The sequence below is a fragment of the Pseudonocardia sp. ICBG162 genome, assembly GCF_020496225.1.
GTDB lineage: Bacteria > Actinomycetota > Actinomycetes > Mycobacteriales > Pseudonocardiaceae > Pseudonocardia > Pseudonocardia alni.
The window spans coordinates 869,130-894,967 of the sequence record NZ_JAHLJD010000017.1 but is presented as its reverse complement, the minus strand read 5'-3'; the positions used below and the strand labels follow the sequence as shown (position 1 = coordinate 894,967).

Annotated in this window: 24 protein-coding genes; 18 read left to right on the top strand and 6 right to left on the bottom strand. The window is 73.8% G+C overall.

The window, feature by feature from the left end; genetic code table 11:
- Nucleotides 1–27 precede the first annotated feature (27 nt).
- The 5 genes from KPL60_RS18365 to KPL60_RS18345 all read left to right on the top strand — a co-directional run bounded on the left by KPL60_RS18365 (nucleotide 28) and on the right by KPL60_RS18345 (nucleotide 5,873).
- Nucleotides 28–1,737 carry a sigma-54-dependent Fis family transcriptional regulator gene (locus KPL60_RS18365; protein WP_226366590.1) on the top strand — a complete coding sequence of 570 codons (1,710 nt, stop codon included), beginning with the start codon at nucleotides 28–30 and terminating at the stop codon, nucleotides 1,735–1,737.
- 322 nt (nucleotides 1,738–2,059) lie between these two features.
- Entirely contained in the window at nucleotides 2,060–3,040 is a 981-nt protein-coding gene (locus KPL60_RS18360) for an AraC family transcriptional regulator (protein ID WP_226366589.1), read from the top strand.
- 135 nt (nucleotides 3,041–3,175) lie between these two features.
- Nucleotides 3,176–4,138 carry a PDR/VanB family oxidoreductase gene (locus tag KPL60_RS18355; protein WP_226366588.1) on the top strand — a complete coding sequence of 321 codons (963 nt, stop codon included), beginning with the start codon at nucleotides 3,176–3,178 and terminating at the stop codon, nucleotides 4,136–4,138.
- A 100-nt stretch (nucleotides 4,139–4,238) separates the two neighbouring features.
- Nucleotides 4,239–5,552 carry a cytochrome P450 gene (locus KPL60_RS18350; protein ID WP_226366587.1) on the top strand — a complete coding sequence of 438 codons (1,314 nt, stop codon included), beginning with the start codon at nucleotides 4,239–4,241 and terminating at the stop codon, nucleotides 5,550–5,552.
- Nucleotides 5,553–5,576: 24 nt separating this feature from the next.
- Nucleotides 5,577–5,873: an EthD family reductase gene (locus tag KPL60_RS18345; protein ID WP_226366586.1), complete on the top strand. Its 297-nt coding sequence runs from the start codon at nucleotides 5,577–5,579 to the stop codon at nucleotides 5,871–5,873.
- Between the two features lie 7 nt (nucleotides 5,874–5,880).
- On the opposite strand, the gene KPL60_RS18340 is transcribed toward KPL60_RS18345, so the two are convergent.
- Complete coding sequence (locus KPL60_RS18340) at nucleotides 5,881–6,699, bottom strand: IclR family transcriptional regulator C-terminal domain-containing protein (RefSeq protein WP_226366585.1); 819 nt, start codon at nucleotides 6,697–6,699, stop codon at nucleotides 5,881–5,883.
- A gap of 143 nt (nucleotides 6,700–6,842) precedes the next feature.
- Here KPL60_RS18340 and KPL60_RS18335 point away from each other — a divergent pair, with 143 nt between their 5' ends.
- From KPL60_RS18335 to pcaD, 5 genes are all read left to right on the top strand, one after another.
- Complete coding sequence (locus tag KPL60_RS18335; protein WP_062396940.1) at nucleotides 6,843–7,394, top strand: flavin reductase family protein; 552 nt, start codon at nucleotides 6,843–6,845, stop codon at nucleotides 7,392–7,394.
- Between the two features lie 69 nt (nucleotides 7,395–7,463).
- Entirely contained in the window at nucleotides 7,464–9,044 is a 1,581-nt protein-coding gene (locus tag KPL60_RS18330) for a 4-hydroxyphenylacetate 3-hydroxylase family protein (protein WP_226366584.1), read from the top strand.
- A 14-nt stretch (nucleotides 9,045–9,058) separates the two neighbouring features.
- Nucleotides 9,059–9,946, top strand: coding sequence for a dioxygenase (locus KPL60_RS18325; RefSeq protein ID WP_062396936.1), 888 nt, complete (start codon nucleotides 9,059–9,061; stop codon nucleotides 9,944–9,946).
- A 73-nt stretch (nucleotides 9,947–10,019) separates the two neighbouring features.
- Complete coding sequence (locus tag KPL60_RS18320) at nucleotides 10,020–10,847, top strand: adenylyltransferase/cytidyltransferase family protein (RefSeq protein WP_062403585.1); 828 nt, start codon at nucleotides 10,020–10,022, stop codon at nucleotides 10,845–10,847.
- On the top strand, nucleotides 10,844–12,205 hold the full coding sequence (gene pcaD, locus KPL60_RS18315) for a 3-oxoadipate enol-lactonase (RefSeq protein ID WP_226366583.1): 1,362 nt from the start codon (nucleotides 10,844–10,846) through the stop codon (nucleotides 12,203–12,205). Before KPL60_RS18320 ends, pcaD begins: the two co-directional genes overlap by 4 nt.
- Before the next feature lie 81 nt (nucleotides 12,206–12,286).
- Here the strand turns inward: pcaD and KPL60_RS18310 are convergent, their stop codons facing one another.
- The gene (locus KPL60_RS18310; protein ID WP_062396934.1) at nucleotides 12,287–12,718 is read right to left on the bottom strand and encodes a nuclear transport factor 2 family protein; all 432 of its coding nucleotides are present in this window, start codon (nucleotides 12,716–12,718) and stop codon (nucleotides 12,287–12,289) included.
- A 50-nt stretch (nucleotides 12,719–12,768) separates the two neighbouring features.
- On the opposite strand from KPL60_RS18310, the gene KPL60_RS18305 reads away from it, so the two are divergent.
- Nucleotides 12,769–13,575: an IclR family transcriptional regulator gene (locus KPL60_RS18305; RefSeq protein WP_226366582.1), complete on the top strand. Its 807-nt coding sequence runs from the start codon at nucleotides 12,769–12,771 to the stop codon at nucleotides 13,573–13,575.
- Between the two features lie 15 nt (nucleotides 13,576–13,590).
- On the opposite strand, the gene KPL60_RS18300 is transcribed toward KPL60_RS18305, so the two are convergent.
- Nucleotides 13,591–14,517: a LysR substrate-binding domain-containing protein gene (locus KPL60_RS18300; RefSeq protein ID WP_226366581.1), complete on the bottom strand. Its 927-nt coding sequence runs from the start codon at nucleotides 14,515–14,517 to the stop codon at nucleotides 13,591–13,593.
- A 107-nt stretch (nucleotides 14,518–14,624) separates the two neighbouring features.
- Here KPL60_RS18300 and solA point away from each other — a divergent pair, with 107 nt between their 5' ends.
- Genes solA through KPL60_RS18280 form a run of 4 tightly spaced genes read left to right on the top strand, consistent with a single transcriptional unit; the run spans nucleotide 14,625 to nucleotide 18,356 of the window.
- Complete coding sequence (gene solA, locus KPL60_RS18295; protein ID WP_226366580.1) at nucleotides 14,625–15,809, top strand: N-methyl-L-tryptophan oxidase; 1,185 nt, start codon at nucleotides 14,625–14,627, stop codon at nucleotides 15,807–15,809.
- Between the two features lie 32 nt (nucleotides 15,810–15,841).
- Nucleotides 15,842–17,173 carry an aromatic ring-hydroxylating dioxygenase subunit alpha gene (locus tag KPL60_RS18290; RefSeq protein ID WP_083474273.1) on the top strand — a complete coding sequence of 444 codons (1,332 nt, stop codon included), beginning with the start codon at nucleotides 15,842–15,844 and terminating at the stop codon, nucleotides 17,171–17,173.
- Between the two features lie 38 nt (nucleotides 17,174–17,211).
- Nucleotides 17,212–17,673, top strand: coding sequence for a MarR family winged helix-turn-helix transcriptional regulator (locus KPL60_RS18285; protein ID WP_226366579.1), 462 nt, complete (start codon nucleotides 17,212–17,214; stop codon nucleotides 17,671–17,673).
- On the top strand, nucleotides 17,670–18,356 hold the full coding sequence (locus KPL60_RS18280; RefSeq protein ID WP_062396927.1) for an SDR family oxidoreductase: 687 nt from the start codon (nucleotides 17,670–17,672) through the stop codon (nucleotides 18,354–18,356). Before KPL60_RS18285 ends, KPL60_RS18280 begins: the two co-directional genes overlap by 4 nt.
- Before the next feature lie 19 nt (nucleotides 18,357–18,375).
- Here the strand turns inward: KPL60_RS18280 and KPL60_RS18275 are convergent, their stop codons facing one another.
- The gene (locus KPL60_RS18275; RefSeq protein ID WP_226366578.1) at nucleotides 18,376–20,739 is read right to left on the bottom strand and encodes an FdhF/YdeP family oxidoreductase; all 2,364 of its coding nucleotides are present in this window, start codon (nucleotides 20,737–20,739) and stop codon (nucleotides 18,376–18,378) included.
- Between the two features lie 481 nt (nucleotides 20,740–21,220).
- Here KPL60_RS18275 and whiA point away from each other — a divergent pair, with 481 nt between their 5' ends.
- A complete protein-coding gene (gene whiA / locus KPL60_RS18270) occupies nucleotides 21,221–22,126 on the top strand; it encodes a DNA-binding protein WhiA (RefSeq protein ID WP_226366577.1) in 906 nt (301 codons plus the stop codon).
- 10 nt (nucleotides 22,127–22,136) lie between these two features.
- Here whiA and KPL60_RS18265 read toward each other — a convergent pair whose 3' ends face one another.
- Both KPL60_RS18265 and KPL60_RS18260 read right to left on the bottom strand, forming a co-directional pair.
- Nucleotides 22,137–23,132: a transketolase family protein gene (locus tag KPL60_RS18265; RefSeq protein ID WP_226366576.1), complete on the bottom strand. Its 996-nt coding sequence runs from the start codon at nucleotides 23,130–23,132 to the stop codon at nucleotides 22,137–22,139.
- The gene (locus KPL60_RS18260) at nucleotides 23,129–23,989 is read right to left on the bottom strand and encodes a transketolase (RefSeq protein WP_226350352.1); all 861 of its coding nucleotides are present in this window, start codon (nucleotides 23,987–23,989) and stop codon (nucleotides 23,129–23,131) included. The genes KPL60_RS18265 and KPL60_RS18260 overlap by 4 nt, the downstream gene beginning before the upstream one ends.
- 201 nt (nucleotides 23,990–24,190) lie before the next feature.
- Between KPL60_RS18260 and KPL60_RS18255 the strand changes: the two genes are divergently transcribed.
- Complete coding sequence (locus KPL60_RS18255; protein ID WP_226350353.1) at nucleotides 24,191–24,889, top strand: FadR/GntR family transcriptional regulator; 699 nt, start codon at nucleotides 24,191–24,193, stop codon at nucleotides 24,887–24,889.
- Between the two features lie 78 nt (nucleotides 24,890–24,967).
- On the top strand, nucleotides 24,968–25,813 hold the full coding sequence (locus KPL60_RS18250; RefSeq protein WP_255655971.1) for an NAD(P)-dependent oxidoreductase: 846 nt from the start codon (nucleotides 24,968–24,970) through the stop codon (nucleotides 25,811–25,813).
- The last annotated feature ends 25 nt before the right edge of the window (nucleotides 25,814–25,838 follow it).

Here is a 25,838-nt window from a genome sequence, read left to right as displayed (position 1 = left end):
TGCAGGATGGGTCCGGGAGGAGGGCCGATGACGACCAGGGGCGACGACTGGGAGCGGTTCCAGTCCGGCGAGGAGCCGAGCGGCCTGCGCCACGAGGTGCTCACCTCCTGGCGACGGTCACGGTTCAGCGGGGTCGACCCGGAGCACGTCGACGTCCCCTACATCGAGACCGACCTCGACACCCAGTTCGCCCGCGTCGCCGTCCCGATCATGAGCGGGATGGCCGAGCTGCTGGTGGGCGACAGTTCGTGCCTGGCGCTGGCCGACGCGTCGGGCAGCGTGATCTGGCGCTGGGTGTCCGAGCCGATGCTGCGCGACACCCTCGACGAGCTGTCGGTCGTCGAGCACTTCAACTTCGGCGAGGAGCACGTCGGCACCAACGGGCTGGGCACGGCACTGGAGACCGGCGCGCTGGCCGTCGTGCGCGGTTCCGAGCACTACGTGCACCGCTTCCACGACGTCACCTGCGTCGCCGCGCCGGTCCGGCACCCCATCACCCGTCGCATCGCCGGTGCGGTCAACGTGACCTGCCGGGCCGCCGACACGAACTCCCTGCTCACGGTGGTCGTGCGCAAGCTCGTCGAGGAGATCCGGGTGGCCATGTCCGACATGGCCACCGGCCGCGAGCGCCGCCTGCTCTCGGCGTTCCTGCAGGAGCAGCGCCTCGGTTCCGGCCCGATCGCCGTGATCGGCGACAACCTGATCATCACCGACCAGCGGGCGGCCGACCTCGGGCTGGACCGGCTCGACCTCTGGGACGAGCTCCGCGCCCTGCGCGGCAACGGCGACCGGATCAGCCTCGGGCTCCCGGCCGACCTCACCGCGACGGTGCGCCTCGTCCGGGACGGCGGCACCCCGACGGGTGCGGTGCTGACCGTCGACGACCCCGCCGACCCGCCCGCCGCTGCCGGTGCCACCGCGGCGGTCCGGCGCGCCCGCCGGCCCCCGGCCGCCGCGGGCGGGGACCGGACCGCGATCGCCGCCCGCGCCGCCGACCTCGCCGGGACCGGGCCGGTCGCGGTCCTCGGGGAGGCGGGGACCGGGAGGACCACCGTGCTCCGCACCGCGATGGGCGACGGGGCGGAGGTCCTCGACGCCGCCACCCACCGGCTCGACCCCGCCGGATGGATCGCGCGCCTGCGCCGCGGCGCGGCCCGGGGTGCCGTGGTAGTCCGCCACGCGGAGCTGCTCGACACCGCCGCGGTCCGCACCGTCACCGCCGTCCTCGGCGAGGTCCTCGCCGACGACGGCACCCGGCCCCGGGTCGGGCTCACGGTCACCGTCGCCGAGGGTGAGCCCCCCGCGTCCGCCGCCGCCCTGCTGCTGGACGGTCTCGCCGCGAGCGTCGTCCCGGTACCGCCCCTGCGCCGCACCCCGGACGTGATCGCCGACCTCGCCCGCGGCGAGCTGCGCCGGCACGGCGACGGGCTGACGTTCACCGCGGACGCGCTGGCCGCGCTGCGCCGCTACCACTGGCCCGGCAACCTCGCCGAGCTCGCCCGCGTCGTGCGGGACGCGGCCCGGGACGCAGACGGCCCGGCGGTCGGCGCAGCCGACCTGGGGCCCGGGGTCCGGTACGCCGGCGGACGTCGCGCATTGACGCCGCTGGAGACCGCCGAGGCCTCGGTCATCGCCGCCGTGCTGCGCGAGCACGACGGGAACAAGTCCACCGCCGCCCGTGAGCTCGGGATCTCCCGCACCGCGCTGTACAGCAAGATCCGCCTCTACCGCCTCTGACCCCGACGACGCCGCCCACACCGACATCCGTGCCGTGCCGGTGCCCCCGGCACGGGCGGCCAGGGCGGCGATCGCGGTCGGTGTGACGACGGCGAGGACGGTCGGCCAGCCGGCTCCGATCTGCACGGGGCCAGAGTGGTATCCCGTCCTGTCACGGTCGGACGTCACGTCCGGCCGATCCCGGGAGCGTGTCCTCGCGCCGGACGGGGCGCGGGCGGCCGGGTGACACGGCGCCGACCCTCGTGTGCCTGCGCGCGTGCATGTCGCCGGGGTCACACGTTGGGTATGGTCGGCCCATGGTCAGCTGGGACGACGGCGTCCGATGACCGGGGTCGGCCCCGGCGGGGCGATCAGCCTCGCCAGCTCCGACGTCGAGGACGCGACGGAGAAGGTCGGGCGGATCTTCCACCCGCACCGGTTGACCAGGGTGGGGCCGGTGCACCGCTTCCACGCCGCGCTCGACGCGGTGGCGGTCGGCGCCATGGTGAGCGGTCGGCTCCGCTACAACAGCAACAGCGACCTCTACTGCCCGGAGATCGACGGCTACCACGTCAACGTTCCGCTCACCGGCCGGTTGCTGTCGATTTCCCGCGGCGAGCGGACGACGGTCCTGCCGAGCAGCGCCGTCGTCTACCGCACCGGTTCCGACGCCCGCATCATCAGCCCGGAACACAGCAGGCTGAACCTGTTCGCGGTCAAGATCGAGCGCGCCGCCGTGCACGCGACCCTGGAGGACCTGCTGGGGCGCCAGATCCAGGAGACCGTCCGGTTCCGCGGCGTCCTCGACCTCGCCGGCCCCGACGGCCGTGCCTGGTGGTCGTTGCTGGTGAACACCCATCGCAGCCAGCTGCTCGGCTCGATGATGCGGGATCCCCGGATGGCGGCGCCGCTGACGTCCTCGCTGGTCACCGGGCTGCTCACCCTCACCCCGAACCAGTTCTCCGAGGAGCTCCGGGCCCCCGTCGCGACCGCCGCCCCGTCCGTCGTGGCCCGGGCGGTCGAGTTCATCCACACCCACGCGGCGGAGCCGCTGACCGTCGCCGACATCGCCCGTGCGGTCGGGCTCAGCGTGCGGACCCTGCAACGCAGCTTCGGCCGGCACACCGAGACCTCCCCGATGCAGGTGCTGCGGGACGTGCGGCTGCGCCGTGCGCACGAGGACCTGCAGGCCGGTGACCCCGGGGTCACCTCGGTCACGACGATCGCGTCCCGGTGGGGGTTCACCAACCACGGCCGTTTCGCGCAGGACTACCGGAAGGCGTACGGGACCAGCCCGTCGGAGACGCTGCGCACGCACCGGTGACCCGGCTCCCCGGACACCGGGGGTGTGTCGCGCAACGGCCGGATCGCGTCGCGGAGTGGATGGTCGGCCGGGTGCGGGCTTCCTAGCGTTGGCCGGGTCACAACGTGATCCCCGCCGCTGTCCTGGAGGCCACTGGTGTCCGCCCCCGTACCCGCAGTCCCGTTCGAGCTGGTCGTCGACGACCTGCGTCACGAGGCCGACGACGTCGTCGTGGTGTCCCTCGTGGACGAGGCCGGGCAGGAGCTGCCGCCGTGGGAGGCCGGGGCGCACGTCGACCTGAACCTGCCGGGCGGTCTCGTCCGCCAGTACTCGCTGTGCGGTGATCCCGACGACCGGCACGGCTACGAGGTGGCCGTCCTGCGTGACCCGGCGAGCCGGGGCGGGTCGGCCTGGATCCACGACGAGCTGGCGAAGGGCGACCGTATCGGCGTGTCCGCACCGCGGAACAACTTCGAGCTGGTCGACGCCGAGGACTACCTGTTCGTCGCCGGCGGGATCGGGGTCACCCCGTTCCTGCCGATGACCGCGGCCGCCCGGGCCGCGGGCCGCCCCTACGCCCTGGTCTACGCCGGCCGGACCCGGACGGGGATGGCGTTCGTCGAGCGGCTGTCCGAGGACGGCGCCGTGCGCATCCACGTCTCGGACGAGGGTGGTCGCGCCGACCTCGCCGAGGTGCTCGACGGGGTCGGTGGGCGGACCGCGGTCTACGGCTGCGGGCCCGACCGGCTGCTCGACGCCCTGAGCGGGCTCTGTGCCGAGCGGGGCCTGTCCCGGCAGCTCCACGTCGAGCACTTCAGCGGCACGGTCGTCGACCTCGACCCGGACCGGGAGACCGGCTTCGAGGTCGAGCTGGCGCGCAGCGGCGAGGTCGTGCGCGTCCCGGCCGACCGCACCGTGCTGGAGGTCCTGCTCGACCACGGGGTCCCGATGACCAGCAGCTGCGCCGAAGGCGTGTGCGGTTCCTGCGAGACCTCCGTCCTCTCGGGCGAGATCGACCATCGCGACCAGGTCCTCGACGAGGACGACCGGGAGGAGGGCGCGGTCATGATGATCTGCTGCTCCCGCGCCCGCTCGCCGCGCATCGTCCTCGATCTCTGACCCGGATCCCCGGGGCCGTCGGCCCCGTCCCGAACCCCACCGCCGGTCCCCGGCGGTGTCGGACCCGAACCGATCTGACGAACCGACGAAGGAGTCGACGATGCCCCAGACGGACGACCGGGCGGACAGCCCGGCCCAGCGGTGCCCGGTCACCCAGTTCGCGGCGGACTTCAACCCGTTCGACGAGGACTACCTGCAGGACCCGTACTCGGTCTTCACCCGGGCCCGGCAGGAGGAGCCCGTCTTCTACAGCCCCGAGATCGACTACTGGGTGGTCAGCCGGTACGAGGACGTCCTCGCGATCTTCCGGGACACCGCGTCGTTCAGCGCCACCGCGGCGGGGGAGCTGATCAAGCCGCCGTGCCCCGCGGCGATGGAGAAGCTCGCCGAGGTCGACTTCGTGCCCTCGACCATGCTCGTCGACGAGGACGCGCCGCTGCACACCAAGCGGCGCCGGGTGCTGCGCAAGGGGGTCACCGACGCGAAGGTGGCCGAGATCGAGCCGCTCACCCGGCGCTTCGTGTCGGCGTGCCTCGACGCCGTCGTGCGTGAGGGCCGTGCGGACCTCGTCGGTGACCTCACGTTCGAGGTCCCTGCCCTGACCGCGTTCGTGCTCATGGGCGTACCCGAGGCCGAGGTCGCCCGGGTGCGCGGGTACGCGTCCCGGTTCGCGCTGTGGATCTGGGGCCGCCCGAGCGACGAGCAGCAGGTGGCGCTGGCCGAGGAGTTCGCCGCCTACCTCGTCTACGCCCGGGAGCACGTGGAGCGGCTGATCGAGAACCCGGGGGACGACTACATGTCGAACGCCATCCGGGCATGGGCGAAGAACGGAGACGACGAGGTGTGGGACCGCACCTACCTCGCCTCGATCATGCAGAGCCACCTCTACGCCTCGCACGAGACCACCACCAACGCGGCGGCCGGCGGCTTCAAGGTTCTGCTCGAGCACCCCGGGCAGTGGGCCGAGCTGTGTGCGGACCCGTCGCTGATCCCGGGCGCGGTCGAGGAGATCCTGCGCTACGCCTCGTCGGTGCCCACATGGCGCCGGGTCGCGACCCGCGACGTGACGGTGGGCGGGCAGGACATCCGGGCGGGTGAGCGGCTGCTGGTGCTGACCGGGTCGGCGAACCACGACGAGGAGATCTTCGCCGACGGTGACAGCTTCGACATCCACCGGGAGAACGCCGACCGGCACCTCGCCTTCGGCTGGGGGGTCCACCACTGTCTCGGACAGGCGCTCGCCCGGATGGAGATGCGGGTGATGCTCGAGGAGGTCGCGAAGCGGCTGCCGCACCTGCGGCTCACCCCGGACCAGGAATGGACCTACTCGCCGAACACGTCCTTCCGCGGTCCCGACCACGTGCTCGTCGAGTGGGACCCGGCGGCGAACCCGGTCGACGCCGACCGTCCTTGACCCCCCACCTCCGAGGAGCAGACCGTGCACGTACTCACCGTCGCCTACGGACATCCGTCCGACCCTGCGGCCTTCGACGACCACTACGCCGCCACGCACTCCCCGCTCGCGCGCAGCGTGCCCGGGGTACGCGAGTTCACCGCGCGCCACTGCGCGTCGCTGGACGGCACCCGGCCGCCCTACCACCTGATCGCCCAACTCGGGTTCGACTCGGCAGCGGACCTGCAGGCGGGGCTGGCGTCACCGGAGGGCCGGGCGGCGGCCGCCGACCTGGAGAGCTTCGCCGACGGCGGCGCCACCCTGTTCGTCGCGCACGACTGACCCGAGGTCAGTAGAACCCGTCGCGGGTGGCGCCGAACCGGGAGCCCGAGGGCCGTCCGAGGCTCCGGCTCAGGCGTTCGGCCGTGGCCAGTACGTGCGGCAGGACGGTCTCGACCAGCCTCTCCGGTGAGCACCGGCCGACGCTGGTCGCGGACGCCAGCGCCGCGACGACCGTCCCCGTGTGGTCCCGCACCGGGACCGCCACGGCCATGAGGTCCGGGTCGAGCTCGCCGACGGCCAGCGCCCAGCCCCGGGTCTGCACCTCCCGGAGGATCCCGCGCAACGCCTTCGGGTCGGTGACGGTCCGCGGGGTGCAGGCCGGGGGACCCGCGGCGAGCACCCGGGCGATGGTCGGTTCCTCGGCCCAGGCCAGCAGGACCCGCCCCATCGCGGTCGCCGTGGCCGGGACCCGGGTGCCGGGGGAGACGTCGACCTGCATGATCCGGCGTACCGGCACCCGGGCGACGTAGACGGCTTCCGTGCCGTCCAGCACGGTCAGCGAGGCGGACTCGTCGGTCTGCTCGGCCAGCTGCGTCAGGTAGGGGCGGGCGGCGTCGACGATCGAGTGCGTCGCGGTGTACCGCTGTCCGACCGACAGCACGCGCGGCGTCAGCCGCCAGTGGCCGTCCGCCTGCTCGACGTAGCCGAGGTGCTCCAGGGTCAGCAGGATCCTGCGGACGGCGGGCCGGGACAGGCCGGTCGCCGCCGCCACGTCCGAGCTGGTCGGCCGGGGCCGGTCGGCGTCGAAGGCGAGCAGCACGGCGAAACCCCGCTCGATGCTCTGGATGCGGTCCCGGTCGCCGGCACCGTCGGCCACGTGGGTCATTGGGACGGGATTCCTCTCAATCGATCGTGACCCGGTCCGTGCGGGTGCCGCAGGGGCGTTGACCAGCGCGAACTCACCCGACACAGTGGTCGTGAACGCAAAGCGGGCAGTACGTACGCAGAGCGTACAGGAAGGAGCGATCGATGGCGATCGACCCGCGAGAGCTGCGCCGGTGCCTCGGGCACTTCGCCACCGGCGTCACCGTCATCACCTGCCAGGGAGCCGACGGCACGCCGCACGGCGCGACGGTGAACGCGTTCACCGCGGTGTCGCTCGACCCGCCGCTGGTGCTGGTGTCACTGGACCGGCGGTCCCGCCTGTGCGCGCTCGTCGAGCAGGAGCGGCGGCCGTTCACCGTGAACGTCCTCGCCTCGGGGCAGAAGGAGCTGGCGCTGCACTTCGCGGGCCGGCCCAACCAGGACGTCGGCTGGCTGCCCGACAGCGCGTGCGGCGCGCCCCGGCTCGCCGGCGCCCTGGCGCACATCTCCTGCACCCCCTGGCAGGCCTACGACGGCGGTGATCACGTTCTTTACCTGGGCGAGGTCCAGGAGTTCCTGATCCACGACGGAGCCCCGCTCCTGTTCCACACCGGCCGGTTCCACCACCTCGGCGACGATCACGAGCCCGTCCTCTGGGGTGACTCGGCCGACGGCCCGGCGGGCCAGAGCTGGATCACCGGCGCGACGGTCCGCTGACCACGACCCCCACGGCGCCGTGCGTCCGCACGGCCCGAACCCCATGCCCGATCGACGAAGGAGTCGACGATGACCCTGCAGCAGGACTCGGTCGCCACCCCCACCGGGGCGGACGGCCGCGTGACCCGGCCCATGACCGGCGACGAGTACATCGAGAGCCTCAAGGATGACCGCGAGGTCTACCTCTACGGCGAGAAGGTCGCCGACGTGACCACGCACCCGGCGTTCCGCAACGCCGTGCGGATGACCGCGCGGCTCTACGACGCGCTGCACGACCCGACCCGGGCGGAGAAGCTCACCGTCCCCACCGACACCGGCAGCTCCGGCGTCACCCACCCGTTCTTCCGGACCCCGCACTCGGTCGAGGACCTCAGGAAGGACCGCGAGGCGATCGCCGAGTGGGCCCGGATGACCTACGGCTTCATGGGGCGCAGCCCCGACTACAAGGCCGCGTTCCTCGGCACCCTGGGCGCGAACTCCGAGTTCTACGACCCCTACGCCGCCAATGCCCGGCGCTGGTACGAGGAGTCCCAGGAGAAGGTCCTCTACTGGAACCACGCGATCATCAACCCGCCGGTCGACCGGCACCGCCCGCCGGACGAGGTCTCCGACGTGTTCATGCACGTCGAGGAGGAGAACGACAACGGCGTCGTCGTCTCCGGGGCCAAGGTCGTCGCCACCGGTTCGGCGATCACCCACTTCAACTTCCTCGCCCACTACGGCCTGCCGATCAAGAAGCGCGAGTACTCGCTGGTCTGCACCGTGCCGATGGGTGCGCCCGGGATGAAGCTGATCTGCCGGCCGTCCTACGCCCAGCAGGCCTCGATGATGGGCACCCCGTTCGACTATCCGCTCTCCTCGCGGATGGACGAGAACGACACGATCTTCATCCTCGACAAGGTGCTCATCCCCTGGGAGAACGTGTTCATCTACGGCGACGCGGAGAAGGCGTCGACGTTCTTCCCCGGGTCGGGCTTCCTGCACCGTTTCACCTTCCACGGCGTCACCCGGCTCGCGGTCAAGCTCGACTTCATCGCCGGCCTGCTGATGAAGGGCCTGGAGGTCACCGGCTCCAAGGACTTCCGCGGCGTGCAGACCCGCGTCGGTGAGGTCATCGCCTGGCGCAACATGTTCTGGGCGCTGTCGGACGCGATGTGCGCCAACCCCGACGAGTGGGTCGGCGGGGCGAAGCTGCCCAAGCTCGACTACGGCCTGGCCTACCGCTGGTTCATGACCCTGGGCTACCCGCGGGTCAAGGAGATCATCATGCAGGACCTCGGCGCCTCGCTGATCTACCTGCCCAGCCACTCCGCGGACTTCCTCTCCCCGGAGGTCCGGCCGTACCTGGACAAGTACGTCCGCGGCTCGAACGGCTACGAGGCCGTCGACCGGGTCAAGCTCATGAAGCTGATCTGGGACTCCATCGGTTCGGAGTTCGGCGGACGCCACGAGCTCTACGAGCGCAACTACTCCGGCAACCACGAGGGCGTGCGTGCCGAGCTCCTGTTCGCCGCCGAGGCGTCGGGCACCGCGTCGGCGATGAAGGGCTTCGCCGAGCAGTGCCTCGACGAGTACGACCTCAACGGCTGGACCGTGCCCGACCTGATCAACAACGACGACGTGCGGCTCTTCGGCCGCAACGGCCGCTGAACCCGGGGCGCGCCATGACCACCACCGACCACGACACCGTCCCCTCCGACACCGTCCCCTCCGGCGCCGGGCTCGCCGGCGCGAACGCCACCGAGTCCGCCCGCCTCGGCCTGTCCAGCAGGCGCACCGCGGCGGGCGGCGGCGCCGACGCCGACCGCGTCGCCGCCGTCGTGGGCGCCGCGCTGGAGGGGATCCGGGCGGCGATCCGCGACCACAAGGTGACCTACTCCGAGTTCGACGCGTTCAAGCGCTGGCTCATCGAGGTCTCCGACACCGGCGAGTGGCCGCTGTTCCTCGACGTCTACCTCGAGTTCGAGGTCGAGCGGGTCGCCGCCGAGTCCCGGCAGGGCTCGACCGGCACCATCCTCGGCCCGTTCTGGCTCGACGGCCAGGTCCGGCTTCAGTCCCCGGCGACCCTGCCGATGCGCGAGGACGAACCCGGCACCCCGCTCGTCCTCGCCGGCCGTGTGACCGGCACCGACGGCACGCCGCTGCCCGGGGCGACGGTCGACATCTGGCACACCGACGACGAGGGCTGGTACTCCGGCTTCGCGGAGAAGCCCCCGGCCGGGAACCTGCGCGGCGTCGTCGCCTGCGACGAGCAGGGCCGGTTCGAGATCCACACCCGCAGGCCCGCCCCGTACACGATCCCGCTGGACGGTCCGACCGGGAAGCTCACCACGACCGCGGGATGGAGCCCGTGGAGACCGGCCCACCTGCACCTCCTGGTCTCCGCCCCCGGGCACCGCACGGTCACCACCCAGCTGTTCTTCACCGGTGACCCCTACCTGGACTCCGACGTCGCCTCGGCGACCAAGCCGGAGCTGGTACTCGACCCGCAGCCCACCGGCGACGGCGACGAGGTCCGTTCGGACCACGACTTCGTCCTCGAACCCGAGTAGTCCGAACGGGTGGGCGGGCCCCGGCACGGGCCCGCCCACCCGTCGGCGCAACCGTGACGTGGAGGTCCCGGTCATGACCGCCGCCCAGGCACCCGACCGCACCCCGAGCCGGCCCGTCGTCCCGCTGTGGTGGGGCGTCGACGCCGTCCCCGACTCCTTCGGCCCCTGCGTGGTGACCGTCGGTGTCTTCGACGGCGTCCACCGTGGCCACCGACGCCTCATCGACCACGCCCGGGCCGTCGGGCGGGAGCGGGGGCTCCCGGTCGTGCTGCTCACCTTCGACCCGCATCCGGCCCGCGTGCTCGGGGTCGACCGCGACACCGCCGTCCTGACCACCGTGGACCACCGTGCCGAGCTCGCGGCCGCCGCCGGGGTCGACGCGGTCTGCGTACTGCGCTTCACCGCCGGGCTGGCCACCCGGACCCCGGACGAGTTCGCCCGCGACGTCCTGGCCCGCGGGCTGGGGGCCGCGGCGGTCGTCGTCGGCGCGAACTTCACCTTCGGCGCCCGCGCCGCCGGCGACGTCACCACGTTGGCGACCCTGGGGACGGGGTTCGGCTTCACCACCCACGTGGTGCCGCTGCTGCGCGTGGTCGACGCCCCGTGCTCGTCCACCCACGCCCGGCGGTGCATCCGGTCGGGCCGGCTCGACGCCGCGGCGCGGGCCCTCGGCCGCCCGCACCGGGTCGACGGCGCCCGCCGCGGTGACGTCGTCCGTCCCGAGCCCGGGACGGCGCTCCCACCGCCCGGCCGCTACCACGGCCTCGTCGACGGCAGGGCGGCCGACGTCGAGGTGCTGCCCGACGGGCAGGTGCGGATCGTCGCGGCCGCGGGGGACCGGCCGTCACCGGACGGTCCGGTCTCGGTCGTCTTCGCCGGGGACGGCGGCGCGCTCCGATGACCACCGCGGAGCAGCGCCTCGCCCGGCTGGAGGCCATCGAGGAGATCCGGGCCCTCGACGCGCGCTACTGCCGGGCCCTCGACGACGGCGACTGGGACACCCTGGTCTCGCTGTTCACCGACGACGGCGAGTTCGTCGGCCTCCGCCACGTACGGGGCCCGGTCGGTCTGCGCCGCTTCTTCGCCGGCCTGGCCCGTGAGGGGCTCACCTCGTTCTGGCACCACGTGTCCAACCTGGAGGTCGAGCTGGACGACGACGCCGTCGACGGCGAGCCCGCGGCGGCGCGTGTCCACTCGCTGCTGTGGCAGCCCTGCGTCCGCGACGGGGTGCCGCACGTGGCCGCCGGTCGCTACGACGACCGCGTCGTGCGCCTCGACGGTGAGTGGCGCTACCGGCGCAAACGCGTCTCGTTCGACTACTTCGCCCTGCTCGCCGACGGCTGGGAGAAGGGCGTGTTCAGCGTCGAGGACGCCGCCGCGACCTTCCGGACGGGCGCGCCCGAACCGGAGGTCGAGTTCGTCCACGCCCCGATCGACCTCGCGCACCGGATCGACGGCCGCGAGGGTGCCCCCGTCCTCGTGCTCGGACCGTCGCTGGGCACCGACCTGCACCTGTTCGACGAGCAGGTCGACGCCCTGGCCGACGAGTTCCGCATCGTGCGCTACGACCTGCCCGGGCACGGTGCGAGCCCGGCACCCGCCGGGCCGTACACGATGGCCGGCCTCGCGCGCGACGTCGTCGCGCTGCTCGACCGGCTCGGCATCGACCGCGCCCACTACGCGGGGGTCTCGATCGGCGGCGCCATCGGCCAGCAGATCGTCCTCGACCACCCGGGCCGTCTCGAGACCCTCACGGTGATCGCCTCGGCCGCGCGCTTCGCCGAACCCTCCAGCTGGCCGGCGCGTGCGCAGGAGGTCCGCGCGAAGGGGACGGCCGCGATGATCACGAGCCGGGCCGGGGTCTGGTTCACCCACGACTTCGTGCGCACCCGCAACGAGGAGGCCGTCCGCCTGCTGCGGATGCTCGGGGCGACCGACCCGGAGGGCTACGCCGGATGCTGCGAGGCGATCGGCGCCTTCGACGTCCGGCGACGGCTGCCGGAGATCACCGTCCCGACACTCGTGATCGCCGGTGGCGCCGACCCGGCCACACCGCCGGAGATGGCGAAGATCGTCGCCCACGGGGTGGCGGACGGGCGCTACGTCGTCATCGACGGGGCCGCGCACCTCACCAACGTGGAGGCGGCCGAGCGGGTCACCGGACTGGTGCGGAGCTTCGCCGCCGGCCCGCGCGGCGGCACCGCCCCGACACCGGGCGGAGGAGAGGCCCGAGGCGGTCGGCGCGCGAGCCACCCCTGATCGTGGGCGGGTCCGGTCGCCGGAGCGGCACGGCCGGGAGGGGACGGCGCTCCGTGCCTGCCACGCCGCCCCTCCCACTGCTCAGCCCGCCCGCAGCGGTTCGTTGCGGTCGACGGTCCAGGCGACCATGGCGCTGTCGAGGTAGGCGCGGACCTCCACGATCCGGGCGTCGGGCCGGGCCGAGTCGAACCGGCAGACCCAGCAGTAGCCGTTGTCGAACGGCGCCCCATCGAGGGTCACCGAGGTCGCGTGCAGCTCGGCGACGGTGATCTCCCCGGCGACGTGCAGGTGGCTGACCTCGAGGCGGATCCCGTCCCGCATCAGCGGGCCGAGGCGGTCGAACGTGGCGGCGGTGAAGTCCTTCTTGGACGTGTAGTGGCCTGCGAGCGGGTGCGTGCCCTCGACCGTCCAGGACACGTCGTCGGCCACCCGGTCGAAGAAGCCGGCGGTGGTGGCGGGGTCGGCGAGGTGGGCGAAGAGCGCGGTGCGGTCATCGATCGTTGCGTCATGCATGGATCCAGTCTCGCGCCGCGGTCGCACCCGGACGATCTAAGTTGCACCACGTGGCAACTGCGCCGGTCGACACCGTGCTCGTCCGCTCCCTGGTGCTCCTGGAGGCCCTGGCCGGGATGGAGCAGCCGGTGACCCTCCCGGCACTCGCGGAGCGGTTGGACGCGCCGGTCAGCCGGACCTACCGGATGCTGCGGGCGTTGCAGCACGAGGGTTTCGTCGACCACGTGGGACGCCAGGGCTACCGGCTGGGCGCTCGGGCGCTCGGTCTCGGCGCCCTGCTCGGCCCGTGGCCCGAGCTGCGGGCGCTCGCCCGCCCGGTCCTGGTCCGGCTGGCGGGCCGGACCTCGCTGAGCGCCCGGCTGCACGTGCGCAGCGGACACGACCGCGTGCTGCTGCTGGCCGCGGTCCCTCCGCACGACCACGACCCGTCGTGGCGGACGCGGATCGGGGAGCGGTCGCCGCTGCCCCGCGGATGCAGCGGCCGGGCCATCCTCGCCCACCTGTCCGCGGCGGAGGTCGCCGTCGTCCTGCGGGCGCGGCCCGGTGGGGACGGGCGTGCCCTGCGGTCGGAGCTGCGCCGCATCCGCGGGGACGGGTTCGCCCTCTCCCACGCCGACAACCACGCCGGTCGGCGGGGGATCTCGGTACCGTTGCGGTCCGGGTCCGCCGTGACGGGTGCGTTGTCGCTGTCCGGGGCCCAGGACTCCGTCGACGACGACGGTCTGCGCGCACTCGCGGGCACGGTGCTGGCCGCGGCCGAGGAGATCGCGGGCCCGCTGTCGGCGATGCTCGGTCCGGAGGGGGCCCGCCGTCGTCACGCACTGGACGTCGTCCCACCGGAACGGCCGGGCCCCTAGGCCGGGGGCCGGCGGTCAGGTCGCGGCGAGCCGGTCGGCCAGCTCCCGGCACACCTCGTCCAGGGTCGCCAGCCCGGCGGCCACCGCGGGCCGGTGCCGCGCACCGGCGCGGACCGCGGCGACCACCCGGCGGATCGGCACCGGCGGCGTGCCGATCCGGATCCGCCGGGTCTCGTGACGGGCCGGGACGTCGGCCAGGCGGGGGACCAGCGCGACGCCGAACCCGCGGGAGACGAGCGCGGCGCCGGTGTCCCACTCGTCGGCGTGGTGGGCGATGGCGGGCGCGAACCCCGCCCCGGCGCAGGCCATCGTCACGAGCTGGTGGTAGGCCCGTCCCGGATTGCTGCAGATCCACCGCTCCGCGGCCGTGTCGGCCAGCGCCACGTCCGCGTGCCCGACCAGCGGGTGGTCCGGGCCGACCAGCAGGTCCAGCGGCTCGTCGAACAGGGTCCGCTGGTCGAACGCCGGGTCGGTCACCGGCGGGAGGCTCGACGTCGCGACGACCACCACGATGTCGGTGTCACCCGCGGCGAGCAGGTCGAACGCCCGCGCCGGCTCGCACTCCCGCAGCTGAAGCTCCCACCCGGGGTGGGCGGTGCGCAGCCGTCCCAGCACCTCCGGCACGACGGCCGCCGCCGCGGTGGAGAACCCGCAGAACCGCAGCGCCCCGCCGGCGTCGCCGTCGCGGTGGGCCGCGAGGTCGGCCTGCGCCCGTTCCCACTGCGCCCGCAGGGTCTCGCCGTGCGTCAGCAGGGTCCGCGCCGCGGCGGTCAGGCGCACGCGTCGTCCGTCGGGTTCGAGCAGCGTCACCCCGAGCTCGCGGGCCAGCGCCTGCATCTGGTGCGACGCCGCCGACGGCGTCATCCGGCACACCTCGGCCGCCGCGGTCACCGTCCCGTGCCGGGCGATCGCGGCCAGCACCCGCAGCCTCCGGTCGATCATTCGCCGAACGTACAAGATTCCGGGTCCGATTCTGCGATGGACCTGAACGGTTTCCGGCGCCCACCCTGTCGTCGTCAGCACACCGCGCAACGGCAGGAGCACGACGGATGGGTGCGTACCGCGCGATCGTCATCGGCCTCGGGGGGCTCGGCTCGGCCGCGCTGCACCGGCTCGCCACCGAGCTCGGCCCGGGGGTCCTGGGTCTGGAGCAGTTCGCGCTCGGCCATCACCGGGGCGCGTCCCAGGACCACTCCCGGATCATCCGGCTCGCCCAGCACCAGGACGCCTACGCCGCCCTGGCCGCACCCGCCTACCGGGCCTGGGCCGCCGTCGAGGAGGAGTCCGGCCAGCGGCTCGTCACCCGCACCGGCGGGCTGGTGATCGAGGACCGGGTCGCCCGCGCGGGCACCGCCACCGGCACCCGGAACATCGAGGGATACACCGCGCTGTTCGACCGCCACGACGTCGCCTACGAGCTGCTCGACGCCGACGCCCTCACCGGGCGCTGGCCCCAGTTCCGGACCTCGGGCGGCGAGCAGGCCCTGTACCAGGAGGACTCCGGCATCGTCGACGCCGCGCGGGCGAACGCGGTGCACGTCGCGCTGGCCCGGGCGCACGGCGCCGAGGTCCGCCCGCACACCCCGGTCCGGTCGATCCGGGCCGACGGCGGCGGGGTCGCGGTCGTCACCGACGGGGGCACCCTGCGCGCCGACCGCGTCGTGCTGGCCGCCGACGCCTGGACCAACCAGCTGCTCGCCGGGGTGGGGCTGCGGCTGCCGCTGACCGTGCTGCGCGAGCAGGTCACCTACTACGCGACCCCGCACCTGGCCGAGTTCTCGCCCGGCCGCTTCCCGGTCTTCATGTGGCACGGCGAGCACAACTTCTACGGCTTCCCGGTGTACGGCGAGGTCGCGACCAAGCTCGGCCAGCACATGGGCGGCGAGGAGACCACCGCCGACGGCCGCTCGTTCGACCCCGACCCGGTCCGCCGCGAGCGCTACGACGCCTTCCTCGCCCGGCACCTGCCGCGGTTCCGCGGTCCGGAGCTGTACTCGAGGACCTGTCTCTACACCGTCCCGCCGGACCAGGACTTCGTCCTCGACACCCTGCCCGGCACCCCGCAGTTCGTCGTCGCCATCGGGGCGGGGCACGCGTACAAGTTCGCCGCGCTGATCGGTGGGCTGCTCGCCGACCTCGCTCTCGGGAAGGAGCCGGCGCATCCGGTCGACGCCTTCTCCGTCACCCGGCCCGCGCTGACCGACCCCGCCTTCGGGCGCAGCTTCCACACCTGAGCCCGTCCGCCCCGCGACGAGAGGAGACCCCCGTGAGCATCGACCTCCCGGTCACCGCGGGCCCGGCGCCCGCCCCCCACGACGCCCTGCCCGCCCGGCCGGTCGACCCCGCCACGTTCGGCGACGAGGCCACCTACCGGCACACCCGCCTCCCCGTGGACCAGGCGTCGACCCTGCTGCCCGACGCCTACACCTCACCGGAGTTCTTCGTCCTCGAACGGGAGCGGGTGTTCGCGACCGGCTGGGTCGCGGTCGGCCTCACCGCCGACGTCGACCGGCACGGCGCCTGCGTCGTCGTCGAGGTCGCGGGGCGGTCGGTGATCGTCACCCGCAACCGGCACGGTGAGCTGCGCGCCTTCCACAACGTCTGCCGCCACCGCGCCACCCGGCTGCTCGACGCCGACGCCCGCGAGGTCGGCAGGCGCGGCCGCATCCGCTGTCCGTACCACAGCTGGACCTACGACACCGACGGCGCGTGCCTGGGCACCCCGCTGTTCGAGGGCTCCGACGTCCCGGCCGGGCAGGAGCCCGTGTTCGACACCTCGGTCGCCACCGGCTTCGACCGCGCCGACCAGGGGCTGCTCCCCGTCGCCGTCGACAGCTGGGGGTTCCTGCTGTTCGTCCACCTCGGCCGCGACCCGGGCCCGTTGCGCGAGCAGCTCGGTGACCTGCCCGCCCGGTTCGCCGACCACCGGCTGGAGACCTGGTCGCCCCGCCGTCGCCGCCGCTACGACGTCGCGGCCAACTACAAGCTCGTCGGCGAGAACTTCATGGAGTACTACCACCTGCCGTGGGTGCATCCCGAGCTCAACCGGGTCTCCCGGTTCTCCGACCACTACCGCTGGCAGGGCCCCGGCATGTACACGGGCATGTGCACCACCCCGGTGTCGCGCAACACCGACGCAGGCGGCTGGGACGGCCCGGCGCCGCTGAGCACGCTCGGCCCCGACGACGCGGACAGCGGCCGCTTCGTGTGGCTGTTCCCCAGCTGCGCGCTGGTGGTCCTGCCCAACCACGCCTTCGTGCTGCTCAACCGCCCGGTGGCCGCCGACCGGACGGAGGAGACCGCGGTGCTGCTCACCCACCCCGAGTTCGTCGACGACGAGGCCGGCCGTGCGGGGCTCGACCAGCTCGAGGCGTTCTGGGACCTGGTCAACCGCCAGGACCTGGACATCGTCGAGCGGGTCCAGCAGGGCCTGGCGGACCCGGCCTTCCGCGGCGGCCGGATGTGCTTCCGCTTCGAGGAGCCCGTCCACCGCTTCCAGAACATGGTCGTCGACCGGATGGTCGGCCTCGACCGGGTCCCGGCCGGCGACGACGCCATCGCGACGCGGATGTTCCCGGACCCGAATACTGTCGCCTGATACCTGTCGTCTGACAGTTTTTCAGCTACGGTGATGGGGTGGACGACGACCAGGAGACCCGGCTGTTCGAGCTGGCCGACCGCATCCTCGCGGTCGGCAGGCTCATCCACGCGTCGAAGGAGCCCGCGTTCGCCGGGCAGAGCTGGACCCCGCTGGAGAGCGCGGTGATGCGCGTGATCGACCGGGAGCCGGGCATCACCGCCGGTGCCGTCGCCCGGGCGACCCGGCTGATCTCCAGCAACACCAGCCGGGCGCTACGCAACCTCGAGGCCAAGGGCCTGGTGCGGCGCGTGTCCGACCCCGACGACGCGCGCCGGGTCCGCCTGTACCCGACCGACCGCGCCGAGCAGAACCTGCGCGAGCTGCGTCGCATCTGGAGCGAGCTGCTCGCCGGGGTCGCCGACGACCCCGCGGGGATCGACACGGCCGTCGTCCTGCTGCGCCGGATCGAGAACGGGCTCGCCGGCGACCCCCGCACCGACACCCAGGAGCAGACATGACCGACCGCACCGCACTCGTCGTCGGGGCCTCGCGCTCACTCGGGCTCGCCCTGGCGGGCGAACTCGCCGAGCGGGGGTTCGACGTCGTCGCCACCGTGCGTGGTGAGACCCCGGAGGCCCTCGCGGCACTCGCCGACCGGACCGGGCGGGTGACCGTCGAGCACCTCGACATCACCGACACCGGGCAGATCGACGCGCTGCGCGAGCGGCTCGGCGGCCGCCGGATCGACCTGTTGTTCGTCAACGCCGGCATCACCGACGCCGACGTGCCGGCCGCGCAGGTGCCCACCGAGGTGTTCGTCGAGGTCATGGTGACCAACGCGCTGAGCCCGATGCGGGTCGTCGAGGGGCTCGCCCCGCTGGTCCCTCCCACCGGCACGATCGGTGTCATGTCGTCGCGGCAGGGCAGCATCGGGTTCAACACCCGGGGCGGGCACGAGGTCTACCGGGCGAGCAAGTCCGCGCTCAACCAGCTCATGCGCAGCTACGCCGCCCGGACGGCGCAGGACCCGCGCACCCTGCTGCTCCTGCACCCGGGGTGGGTGCAGACCGAGCTGGGCGGCCCCGGGGCCCGGCTGACCGTCGCGGAGAGCGCGCGCGGGGTGGCCGAGGTCCTGGTGGGCCACGCGCACGACGGCGGCCTGCAGTTCCTCGACCACACCGGCGCGGTCGTCCCCTGGTGAGCCCCGGCACGCCTCACGGTCAGGACAGGTGCGACACCTCCGGCCGGGACTTGTGGCCGTTGTCGTCGCCGACCGCTCCCTGGGCGCCCCGCGGGTCGCACTCCTCGCTCCCGGCCACGCCGAGCCGGACCACCACCGACTTCGACGCCGGCTGGTTGCTCTTCAGCGCGGTGGCGTCGAGCGGGACCAGCGGGTTCGTCTCCGGGTAGTACGCCGCCGCGGTGCCCCGCGGGACGTCGTAGGCCACCAGGCGGAAGTCGGACGCGCAGCGCACGTGCTCGTCGCCCTCCCAGCGCGTGATCAGGTCCACGTGGTCGCCCTCGGAGTACCCGAGCGCGGCGATGTCCTCGCGGTGGCAGAACACGACCCGGCGCCCGCCCTCGATGCCGCGGTAGCGGTCCGACAGGCCGTAGATGGTGGTGTTGAACTGGTCGTGGCTGCGCAGGGTCTGGAGCAGCAGGTGCCCGTCGGGCACCTCGAGGACCTCGATCGGCGACACCGCGAACTCGCCGCGCCCGGACCCGGTCTCGAAGGTCCGCGAGTCCCGCGGCGGGTGCGGCAGCACGAACCCACCGGGGCGACGGACGTTCACCTCGTAGCTCTCGCAGCCGGTCACGACGCGGGAGATGTGGTCGCGGATGCGGCGGTAGTCCCCGCGCATCGCCGCCCAGTCGATGCCGTACCGGTCGCCCAGGGTGGCCTCGGCGATCCCGGTGAGGATCGCGACCTCCGAGCGCAGGTGCGGGCTCGCCGGCGGCAGCGGGCCGCGGGACGAGTGCACGGAGCACGTGGAGTCCTCGACCGAGACGAACTGCGGTCCGGACTCCTGGACGTCGCGCTCGGTCCGGCCCAGGGTGGGCAGGATCAGCGCGGTCCGGCCGCCGTGCAGGTGCGACCGGTTGATCTTCGTCGAGATCTGCACGGTCAGCCGGGTGCCGGTCAGCGCCGCGGTCGTGACGTCGGTGTCCGGTGCGGCCTGCAGGAAGTTGCCGCCGAGGCCGACGAAGACCTTGACCTTCCGGTCACGCATGGCCCGGATGCTGTCGACGGTGTCCAGGCCGTGCTCACGGGGCGGGTCGAACGCGAACTCGGCCTGCAGGGCGTCGAGGAAGGAGTCCGGGACGCGCTCCCAGATGCCCATCGTCCGGTCGCCCTGGACGTTGGAGTGGCCGCGGACCGGGAAGAGCCCGGCGCCCGGACGGCCGATGTTGCCCTGGGCCAGGGCGACGTTGACGACCTCCTTGATCGTCGCGACGCCGTTGCGGTGCTGGGTCAGACCCATCGCCCAGCAGAAGACGGTCTTGCGCGAGTCCCGCAACAGGGCCGCGGCCCGGGTGATGTCGGCCCAGGACAGCCCGGTGGACCGGGTGACGGCGTCGCGGTCGATCGAGGCGACGTGGTCGCGCCAGGCGTCGAAGCCGCTGGTGTGCCGGTCGAGGAACTCGTGGTCCAGGGCGTCCCACTCGACGAGCAGTGAGCCGATGGCCTGGAACAGCGCGAGGTCGCCGTTGACCCGGACCGGCAGGTGGAGGTCGGAGATGTCGGTGCCGTGTCCGAGGACGCCCGTCGGGGTCTGCGGGTTCTTGAACCGCATCAGCCCGGCCTCGCGCAGCGGGTTGATCGTGATGATGGTGGCGCCGTTGCGCTTGGCGTGCTCGAGCTGGGTCAGCATCCGCGGGTGGTTGGTGCCCGGGTTCTGTCCGGCGATGACGATCACGTCCGCCTCGAGCAGGTCGGGCAGCGTCACGCTGGCCTTGCCGATCCCGATCGACTCCTGCAGGGCGATCGAGGTCGACTCGTGGCACATGTTCGAGCAGTCGGGCAGGTTGTTCGTCCCGAACGCCCTGGCGAAGAGCTGGTAGACGAACGCGGCCTCGTTGGACGCCCGGCCGGAGGTGTAGAAGGTGGCCTCGCCGGGGTCGTCCAGGGCGTTCAGCTCGTCGCCGATCAGCCGGAACGCCGCGTCCCAGCCGATCGGCTCGTAGTGGGTCCCGTCCGGTCGCCGGACCATGGGATGGGTGATCCGGCCCTGCTGGCCGAGCCAGTACTCCGACCGCTCGTCGAGCTCGGCGACGCTGTGGCGGGCGAAGAACTCCGGGGTCGCGCGCCGCGTCGTCGCCTCCTCGGCGATCGCCTTCGCGCCGTTCTCACAGAACTCGGCCACCGAGCGGTGCCCGGGGTCGGGGTCCGGCCAGGCGCAGCTGGTGCAGTCGAAGCCCTCGGCCTGGTTCAGCTTCAGCAGCGTGCGGGCGGTGCGGGACGGTCCCATCCGCTCCAGCGACCGCTTCATCGACACCGCGACGGCCGTCGCCCCGACGGCGTGGTCCTCGGGCGTGCCGACCTCCAGGTCGGCCTCCGAGTAGTCGTCGCTGTGTCCGTCCATGGGGCTACCTCCGCGTTCGACGACCGTCGGGCGGCGCCCCCGTCGGGCGGCGCCCCCGTCGGGGGCGCGCCCGCTGTGGACGCGCTACCCGGCCGGAGCGATCCCAACCGTCCACGGACCCGATCGGGGCCGGACCGGTGGCGTGCGCCGGGGCCGCCCCGGGGAAGAGGATCACGCAGGGTCACCGGTCGGCGGTCCGTCGACCACCGGTCGTCCCGGTCGCCGCGCCCGGCGTCCCCGGTCGCCCGGTTGTCGTGGCGGGCAAACGGATCCGCCTCGTCCTGCGGCGGTCGATCGTTGTCCGGGACGTGGTGCACGCCGACCGGGAGCCCGGCGTGCGGCACCGGCTGGTCCGAGGCGCGTCGCCCCCGCCAGGGCGGTACGTCCCGGACCGGCCGTCCCCTCGGCCGGGCGTCGTCCGACGGTCGCGGGGCCGAGCCGCACCGGCGGAGCACGCCGATCGGATCCGAAGGAGCCGCAGGTGGACATCCTCGACGTCCGGGACGAGCTGTTCCGGCACCGCCCCGCACGGGCCGACATCGGACGCGCGGAGGCGGCGACGACACTCCGGTTCGCCTGCGCCGGGACCCTCGACCGGACCGTCGGGGCGGCATCGGTCCCGGTGCTGGACGTCCCAGCCGGGTGCGCGCGCGCCGTCGGTCGCCTGGCCCGGCAGATCACCGACCTGTTCGAGATCCCCGTCGTCCGGCTGTCCGCCGAGTCCCTCCGGGTCGTCGCACGGGTCCCGGAGCTGGCCCGCCGCACCCGGCTGTGCGACAGCACCGGCCGCTGGGTGCGCGGCCTGCCGCCGCCGGTCGTCGCGGGCGACGACGCGGTCCTGGCCGGGGCCTGGCGCGCCGCGTTCCTGGCGGCCGGGGCGCTCGGCGGCCGCGGCCGGGCCGGGCTGGAGCTGCTCTGCCCGTCCCCGGAGACGGCGATGGCGCTCACCGGAGCGGCCCGGCGCCTCGGCGTCGCCGCGCTGACCCGCCCCGGCACCCACGGCGACCGGGTCGTGATCCGTGACCCGGCCGACGTGCGAGCGGTGCTCGGCCTGATGGGGGCATCCCGCGCCGCGCAGGCGTGGGATCCCGCCCTGCGGCGCGGTCCCGGCGAAGCGGCGGTGAGCGGCGCGCTGCACGACGCCAACCGGGAGCGCGCCTCCCAGGCCGCGGCGACGACGACCCTGCGCGTCCAGGCGCTGCTGGCGGACCCGCCCGCCGGGGTGCCCGAGCGGCTGCTGGCCACCGGCCTGCTGCGGGCCCGCAACCCGGAGCTGTCGTTGCAGGAGCTGGGCCGCCTCGCCGACCCGCCGATGACCAAGGACGCGATCGCCGGGCGGCTGCGGCGGCTGCTCGAGCACGCCGAGCGCGAGCGCCTCACCCGCTGAGCGCGCCGCCCTACAGCTCGGCCTTCACCTGTGCGCAGAGCGCGTCGGTGGACAGGCCGTAGCGGTCGTGCAGGGTCGGCAGCGCGCCCGCGGCGAGGAACTCGTCGGGCAGGGCCGCCGGCCGGATGCGGGTCGCGACCCCGGCCCAGGCGGCCGCCGCGGCGACCGACTCCGACAGCCCGCCGACGACGCTGTGGTTCTCGGCGGTGACGACGAGCCGGTCGGTCCGCAGCTCCCGCAGGATCGTCTCGGTGTCCAGCGGCTTGACCGTCGGCACGTGCAGCACCGCGGCGTCGACGTGGTCGGCCTCCAGCCGGGACGCGGCCTGCAGCGCGCGCATGGTCATCAGCCCGGTCGAGACGAACAGGACGTCCCGCCCGGGCCGGAGCAGCGCCGCCCGGCCCAGCTCGAAGCGGTAGTCGTACTCGTCGAGGACGGCGGGGACCCGGCCGCGGAGCAGTCGCAGGTAGGTGGGGCCGGGGTGGTCGGCGAGCTGGGGGACGGCCTGCTCGATGTCGGTCGCGTCGCACGGGTCGACGATCGTGAGGTTCGGGCAGGCACGCAGGATCGCGAGGTCCTCGGTGGCCTGGTGGCTGGGGCCGTAGCCGGTCGTCAGCCCGGGGAGCGCGCCGACGACGTTGACGTTCAGCCCGGGCTCGGCGATGTCGAGGCACAGGAAGTCGTAGGCCCGGCGGGTGGCGAACACCGAGTAGGTCGAGGCGAACGGCACCAGGCCGACCTCGGCCATGCCCGCGGCGGCGCCGAGCATCGCCTGCTCGGCCATGCCCATCTGGAAGAAGCGGTCGGGGTTGGCGTCGCGGAAGACATGCATGTCGGTGTACTTGGCGAGGTCCGCCGACAGGCCGACGATCTCGGGCCGCTCGTCGGCGAGCCGGTTCAGCGCGTGTCCGAACGGTGCACCGACGGTCCGCTGGTCGGGGTCGGCGAACGAGGCGATCATCGCCGAGGTGGTGAGCCGCCTGCGCGGTCCGGTGGTCGTGTTCATCGCGCGATCCCCTCGAGTGCGTCGTGGGCGGCGGCCCACTCGTGTGCGGCCACCGGCAGGAAGTGCGCCTTCTCGCGCTCCTCCAGGAACGGCACGCCTCGCCCGGTGCGGGTGTCGCAGATCAGGACCGACGGGCCGCCGGTGTGGTCGCGGATGCGGTCGAGGGCGGCCAGCAGGGCGTCGACGTCGTTGCCGTCGACCCGCTGGGTGAACCAGCCGAACGCGCGCCACTTGTCCGCCACCGGCTCGGTCCGCAGGACCCCGCCGGTCGGGCCGTCGGCCTGCAGCCCGTTGACGTCGACGACGGCGGTCACGGCGGCGAGCTCGTGGTGGGCGCACGCCATCGCCGCCTCCCAGGTGGAGCCCTCGTCCAGCTCGCCGTCGGACAGCAGGTTCACCACCCGGGCCGGGTTGCCGCGGTGGCGCAGGCCGAGCGCCATCCCGCAGGCGACGCCGAGACCGTGCCCGAGCGAGCCCCCGGAGATCTCCATGCCGGGGGTGTAGGACGCCATCCCCGACATCGGGAGGCGGGAGCCGTCGGACCCGTAGGTCTCCAGCTCGTCCTCGCCGATCGTCCCGGCCTCGGCGAGGGCGGCGTAGAGGGCGATCGCGTAGTGCCCGACGGACAGCAGGAACCGGTCGCGGCCGTCCCACTCCGGCTCCTGCGGGCGCAGCGTCAGCTCGCCGTCGCCGCGGGCGTAGAAGGCAGCGAGCACGTCGGCGACGCCGAGCGCCTGGCCGATGTAGCCCTGCCCCTGGACCTCGCCCATGGTCAGTGCGTGGTGGCGGATCCGGGTCGCGGCCGCGCGGATCCGCTCCGCCCGCGTGTCGGGCGGGCTGATCGTGGGTGAGCTCATCGTCGGGCACCTCCGGTCGGTGGTCGGGCCGCCGCTCTGCGCAGCGCCACGTTCAAAGGTTGTACCAATCTGCTGAAGCTGGCGATAGAGGGGCCTGCTGCGTCATAAAAGGTTTGACCAATGCTTGACGGGTGAGGGTGGGCGCCCTACCTTCGGCGTCGCGACCCGGGGGCGGCCCCCGGACGACGAGGAGGTCCTGCGATGGGTGTCGATCTCTCCGCGTTGATGCACCGGCTCGCCGGTGCGGCGACGCGGGAGCCCCGCAACGGGACCCTGCGGCTGCCGACCGAGCGCGAGCTCGGCGCGTCGCTGGACATCAGCCGGGGAGCGCTGCGCGAGCAGCTCTCCATGCTGGAGGCGATGGGCTTCGTCGAGCGGACCCAGGGCCGGGGCTCGCACCTGCGGGTGCCCGACGCCGGGTTCATCCAGGTCTACTTCGACCTGTCCCAGCAGCTCGGCCACCTCAGCGGCGACCAGTTCCGCTCCGCGCGCGAGATGCTGGAGCTCTCGGTCGCCGAGGAGGCCGCCCGGCGCGCCACCGCCGACGACGTCGACGACCTCCGCGCCCTCGTGGACCGGATGGTCACGGCCAGCGGCGGCGGCGACGACGTCCGGGCCGCCGAGCTCGACATGGAGTTCCACCGCAGGCTGTTCCAGGTCGTGGACAACCCCATCTTCACGATGCTGCACGACGGCCTCAGCCACGCGCTGCGCGACGAGATCGTCGAGCGCCGCCGCCGTGCGGTCCGCCGCACCCCGCTCGGACCGGGCCAGACCCGGGTCGTCGACACCGTCCACTACGGGGTCGTCGAGGCGATCGGCGAGCGCGACCGCGAGGGCGCCCGGACCGCGATGCGCCGCCACTTCGAGGTGTGGTCCTCGCTCGTCGGCGAGCCCTGACCTCCACCCACACCACCGGACGGGCCCCCGGCGCCCGCCCGGGGACTCCGCATGCCGGGAGGAGCGAGGCACACCGCCATGCACATCGTGTTCGTCGGAGTCGGCGCGATCGGCCTGCCCATGGCCGCCCGTCTCGTCGGCGCCGGGTTCACCGTGACCGGGGTCGACCCGGCACCCACCGCGGTCGAGCGGGCCGCCGGGACCGGCCTGACGGTCGTCCCCGACCTCGCCGCGGCCGGCCCCGCCGACGTCGTGGTCGTGATGGTCGCGACCCCCGAGCAGCTCGACGACCTGGTCGGCGCCGCCACCGTGGACGGGCTCACCGGCCGGTGCTGGATCGTGATGAGCACCGTCGGCCCGGACGCCGTCCGGGCCCAGGCCCGGCGCCTGACCGGGGCCGGCGCGACCGTCCTGGACGTGCCCGTGACCGGCGGCGTCGCCCGCGCGCGCACCGGGGAGCTCACGCTGTTCGCCGCCGGGCCCGCCGCCGACGTCGACGCCGCCGCCCCGGTGCTCGGCGCGATGGGCACGGTGCGGCGGGTCGGCACGGACCCCGGCGACGGCCAGGCCGTGAAGATCGTCAACCAGCACCTGTGCTCGGTGCACCTGGCCGCGGCCGCCGAGGCGCTGGCCCTGGCCGGGCGGCTCGGGCTGGACCGGGCGGAGGTGCTCTCGCTCGTCGAGGGCGGGGCCGGCGGCTCCTGGATGCTCACCGACCGCGGCCCGCGGATGCTCGCGGCCACCGACGTCGAGGTGACCAGCACCGTCGGCATCTTCGTCAAGGACTCCGGCCTCGTCGCCGACGCCGCCGCGACGGCCGGCGCGGACACCCCGCTGCTCGCCGCGGCCCACGACCGCTTCCTCCGCGCGAGCCGGGCGGGGCTGCTGCATCGCGACGACTCGCGCGTGATCGAGACCTACTGACCGCACCCCCGACAGGAGCAGCACG

Coding starts and splice junctions, on each gene's coding strand:
- KPL60_RS18365 (WP_226366590.1), top strand. CDS start 28: ATGACGACCAGGGGCGACGACTGGGAGCGGTTCCAGTCCGGCGAGGAG.
- KPL60_RS18360 (WP_226366589.1), top strand. CDS start 2,060: ATGACCGGGGTCGGCCCCGGCGGGGCGATCAGCCTCGCCAGCTCCGAC.
- KPL60_RS18350 (WP_226366587.1), top strand. CDS start 4,239: ATGCCCCAGACGGACGACCGGGCGGACAGCCCGGCCCAGCGGTGCCCG.
- KPL60_RS18340 (WP_226366585.1), bottom strand. CDS start 6,699: ATGACCCACGTGGCCGACGGTGCCGGCGACCGGGACCGCATCCAGAGC.
- KPL60_RS18335 (WP_062396940.1), top strand. CDS start 6,843: ATGGCGATCGACCCGCGAGAGCTGCGCCGGTGCCTCGGGCACTTCGCC.
- KPL60_RS18330 (WP_226366584.1), top strand. CDS start 7,464: ATGACCCTGCAGCAGGACTCGGTCGCCACCCCCACCGGGGCGGACGGC.
- KPL60_RS18325 (WP_062396936.1), top strand. CDS start 9,059: ATGACCACCACCGACCACGACACCGTCCCCTCCGACACCGTCCCCTCC.
- KPL60_RS18320 (WP_062403585.1), top strand. CDS start 10,020: ATGACCGCCGCCCAGGCACCCGACCGCACCCCGAGCCGGCCCGTCGTC.
- pcaD (WP_226366583.1), top strand. CDS start 10,844: ATGACCACCGCGGAGCAGCGCCTCGCCCGGCTGGAGGCCATCGAGGAG.
- KPL60_RS18310 (WP_062396934.1), bottom strand. CDS start 12,718: ATGCATGACGCAACGATCGATGACCGCACCGCGCTCTTCGCCCACCTC.
- KPL60_RS18300 (WP_226366581.1), bottom strand. CDS start 14,517: ATGATCGACCGGAGGCTGCGGGTGCTGGCCGCGATCGCCCGGCACGGG.
- solA (WP_226366580.1), top strand. CDS start 14,625: ATGGGTGCGTACCGCGCGATCGTCATCGGCCTCGGGGGGCTCGGCTCG.
- KPL60_RS18280 (WP_062396927.1), top strand. CDS start 17,670: ATGACCGACCGCACCGCACTCGTCGTCGGGGCCTCGCGCTCACTCGGG.
- KPL60_RS18275 (WP_226366578.1), bottom strand. CDS start 20,739: ATGGACGGACACAGCGACGACTACTCGGAGGCCGACCTGGAGGTCGGC.
- KPL60_RS18265 (WP_226366576.1), bottom strand. CDS start 23,132: ATGAACACGACCACCGGACCGCGCAGGCGGCTCACCACCTCGGCGATG.
- KPL60_RS18260 (WP_226350352.1), bottom strand. CDS start 23,989: ATGAGCTCACCCACGATCAGCCCGCCCGACACGCGGGCGGAGCGGATC.
- KPL60_RS18255 (WP_226350353.1), top strand. CDS start 24,191: ATGGGTGTCGATCTCTCCGCGTTGATGCACCGGCTCGCCGGTGCGGCG.
- KPL60_RS18250 (WP_255655971.1), top strand. CDS start 24,968: ATGCACATCGTGTTCGTCGGAGTCGGCGCGATCGGCCTGCCCATGGCC.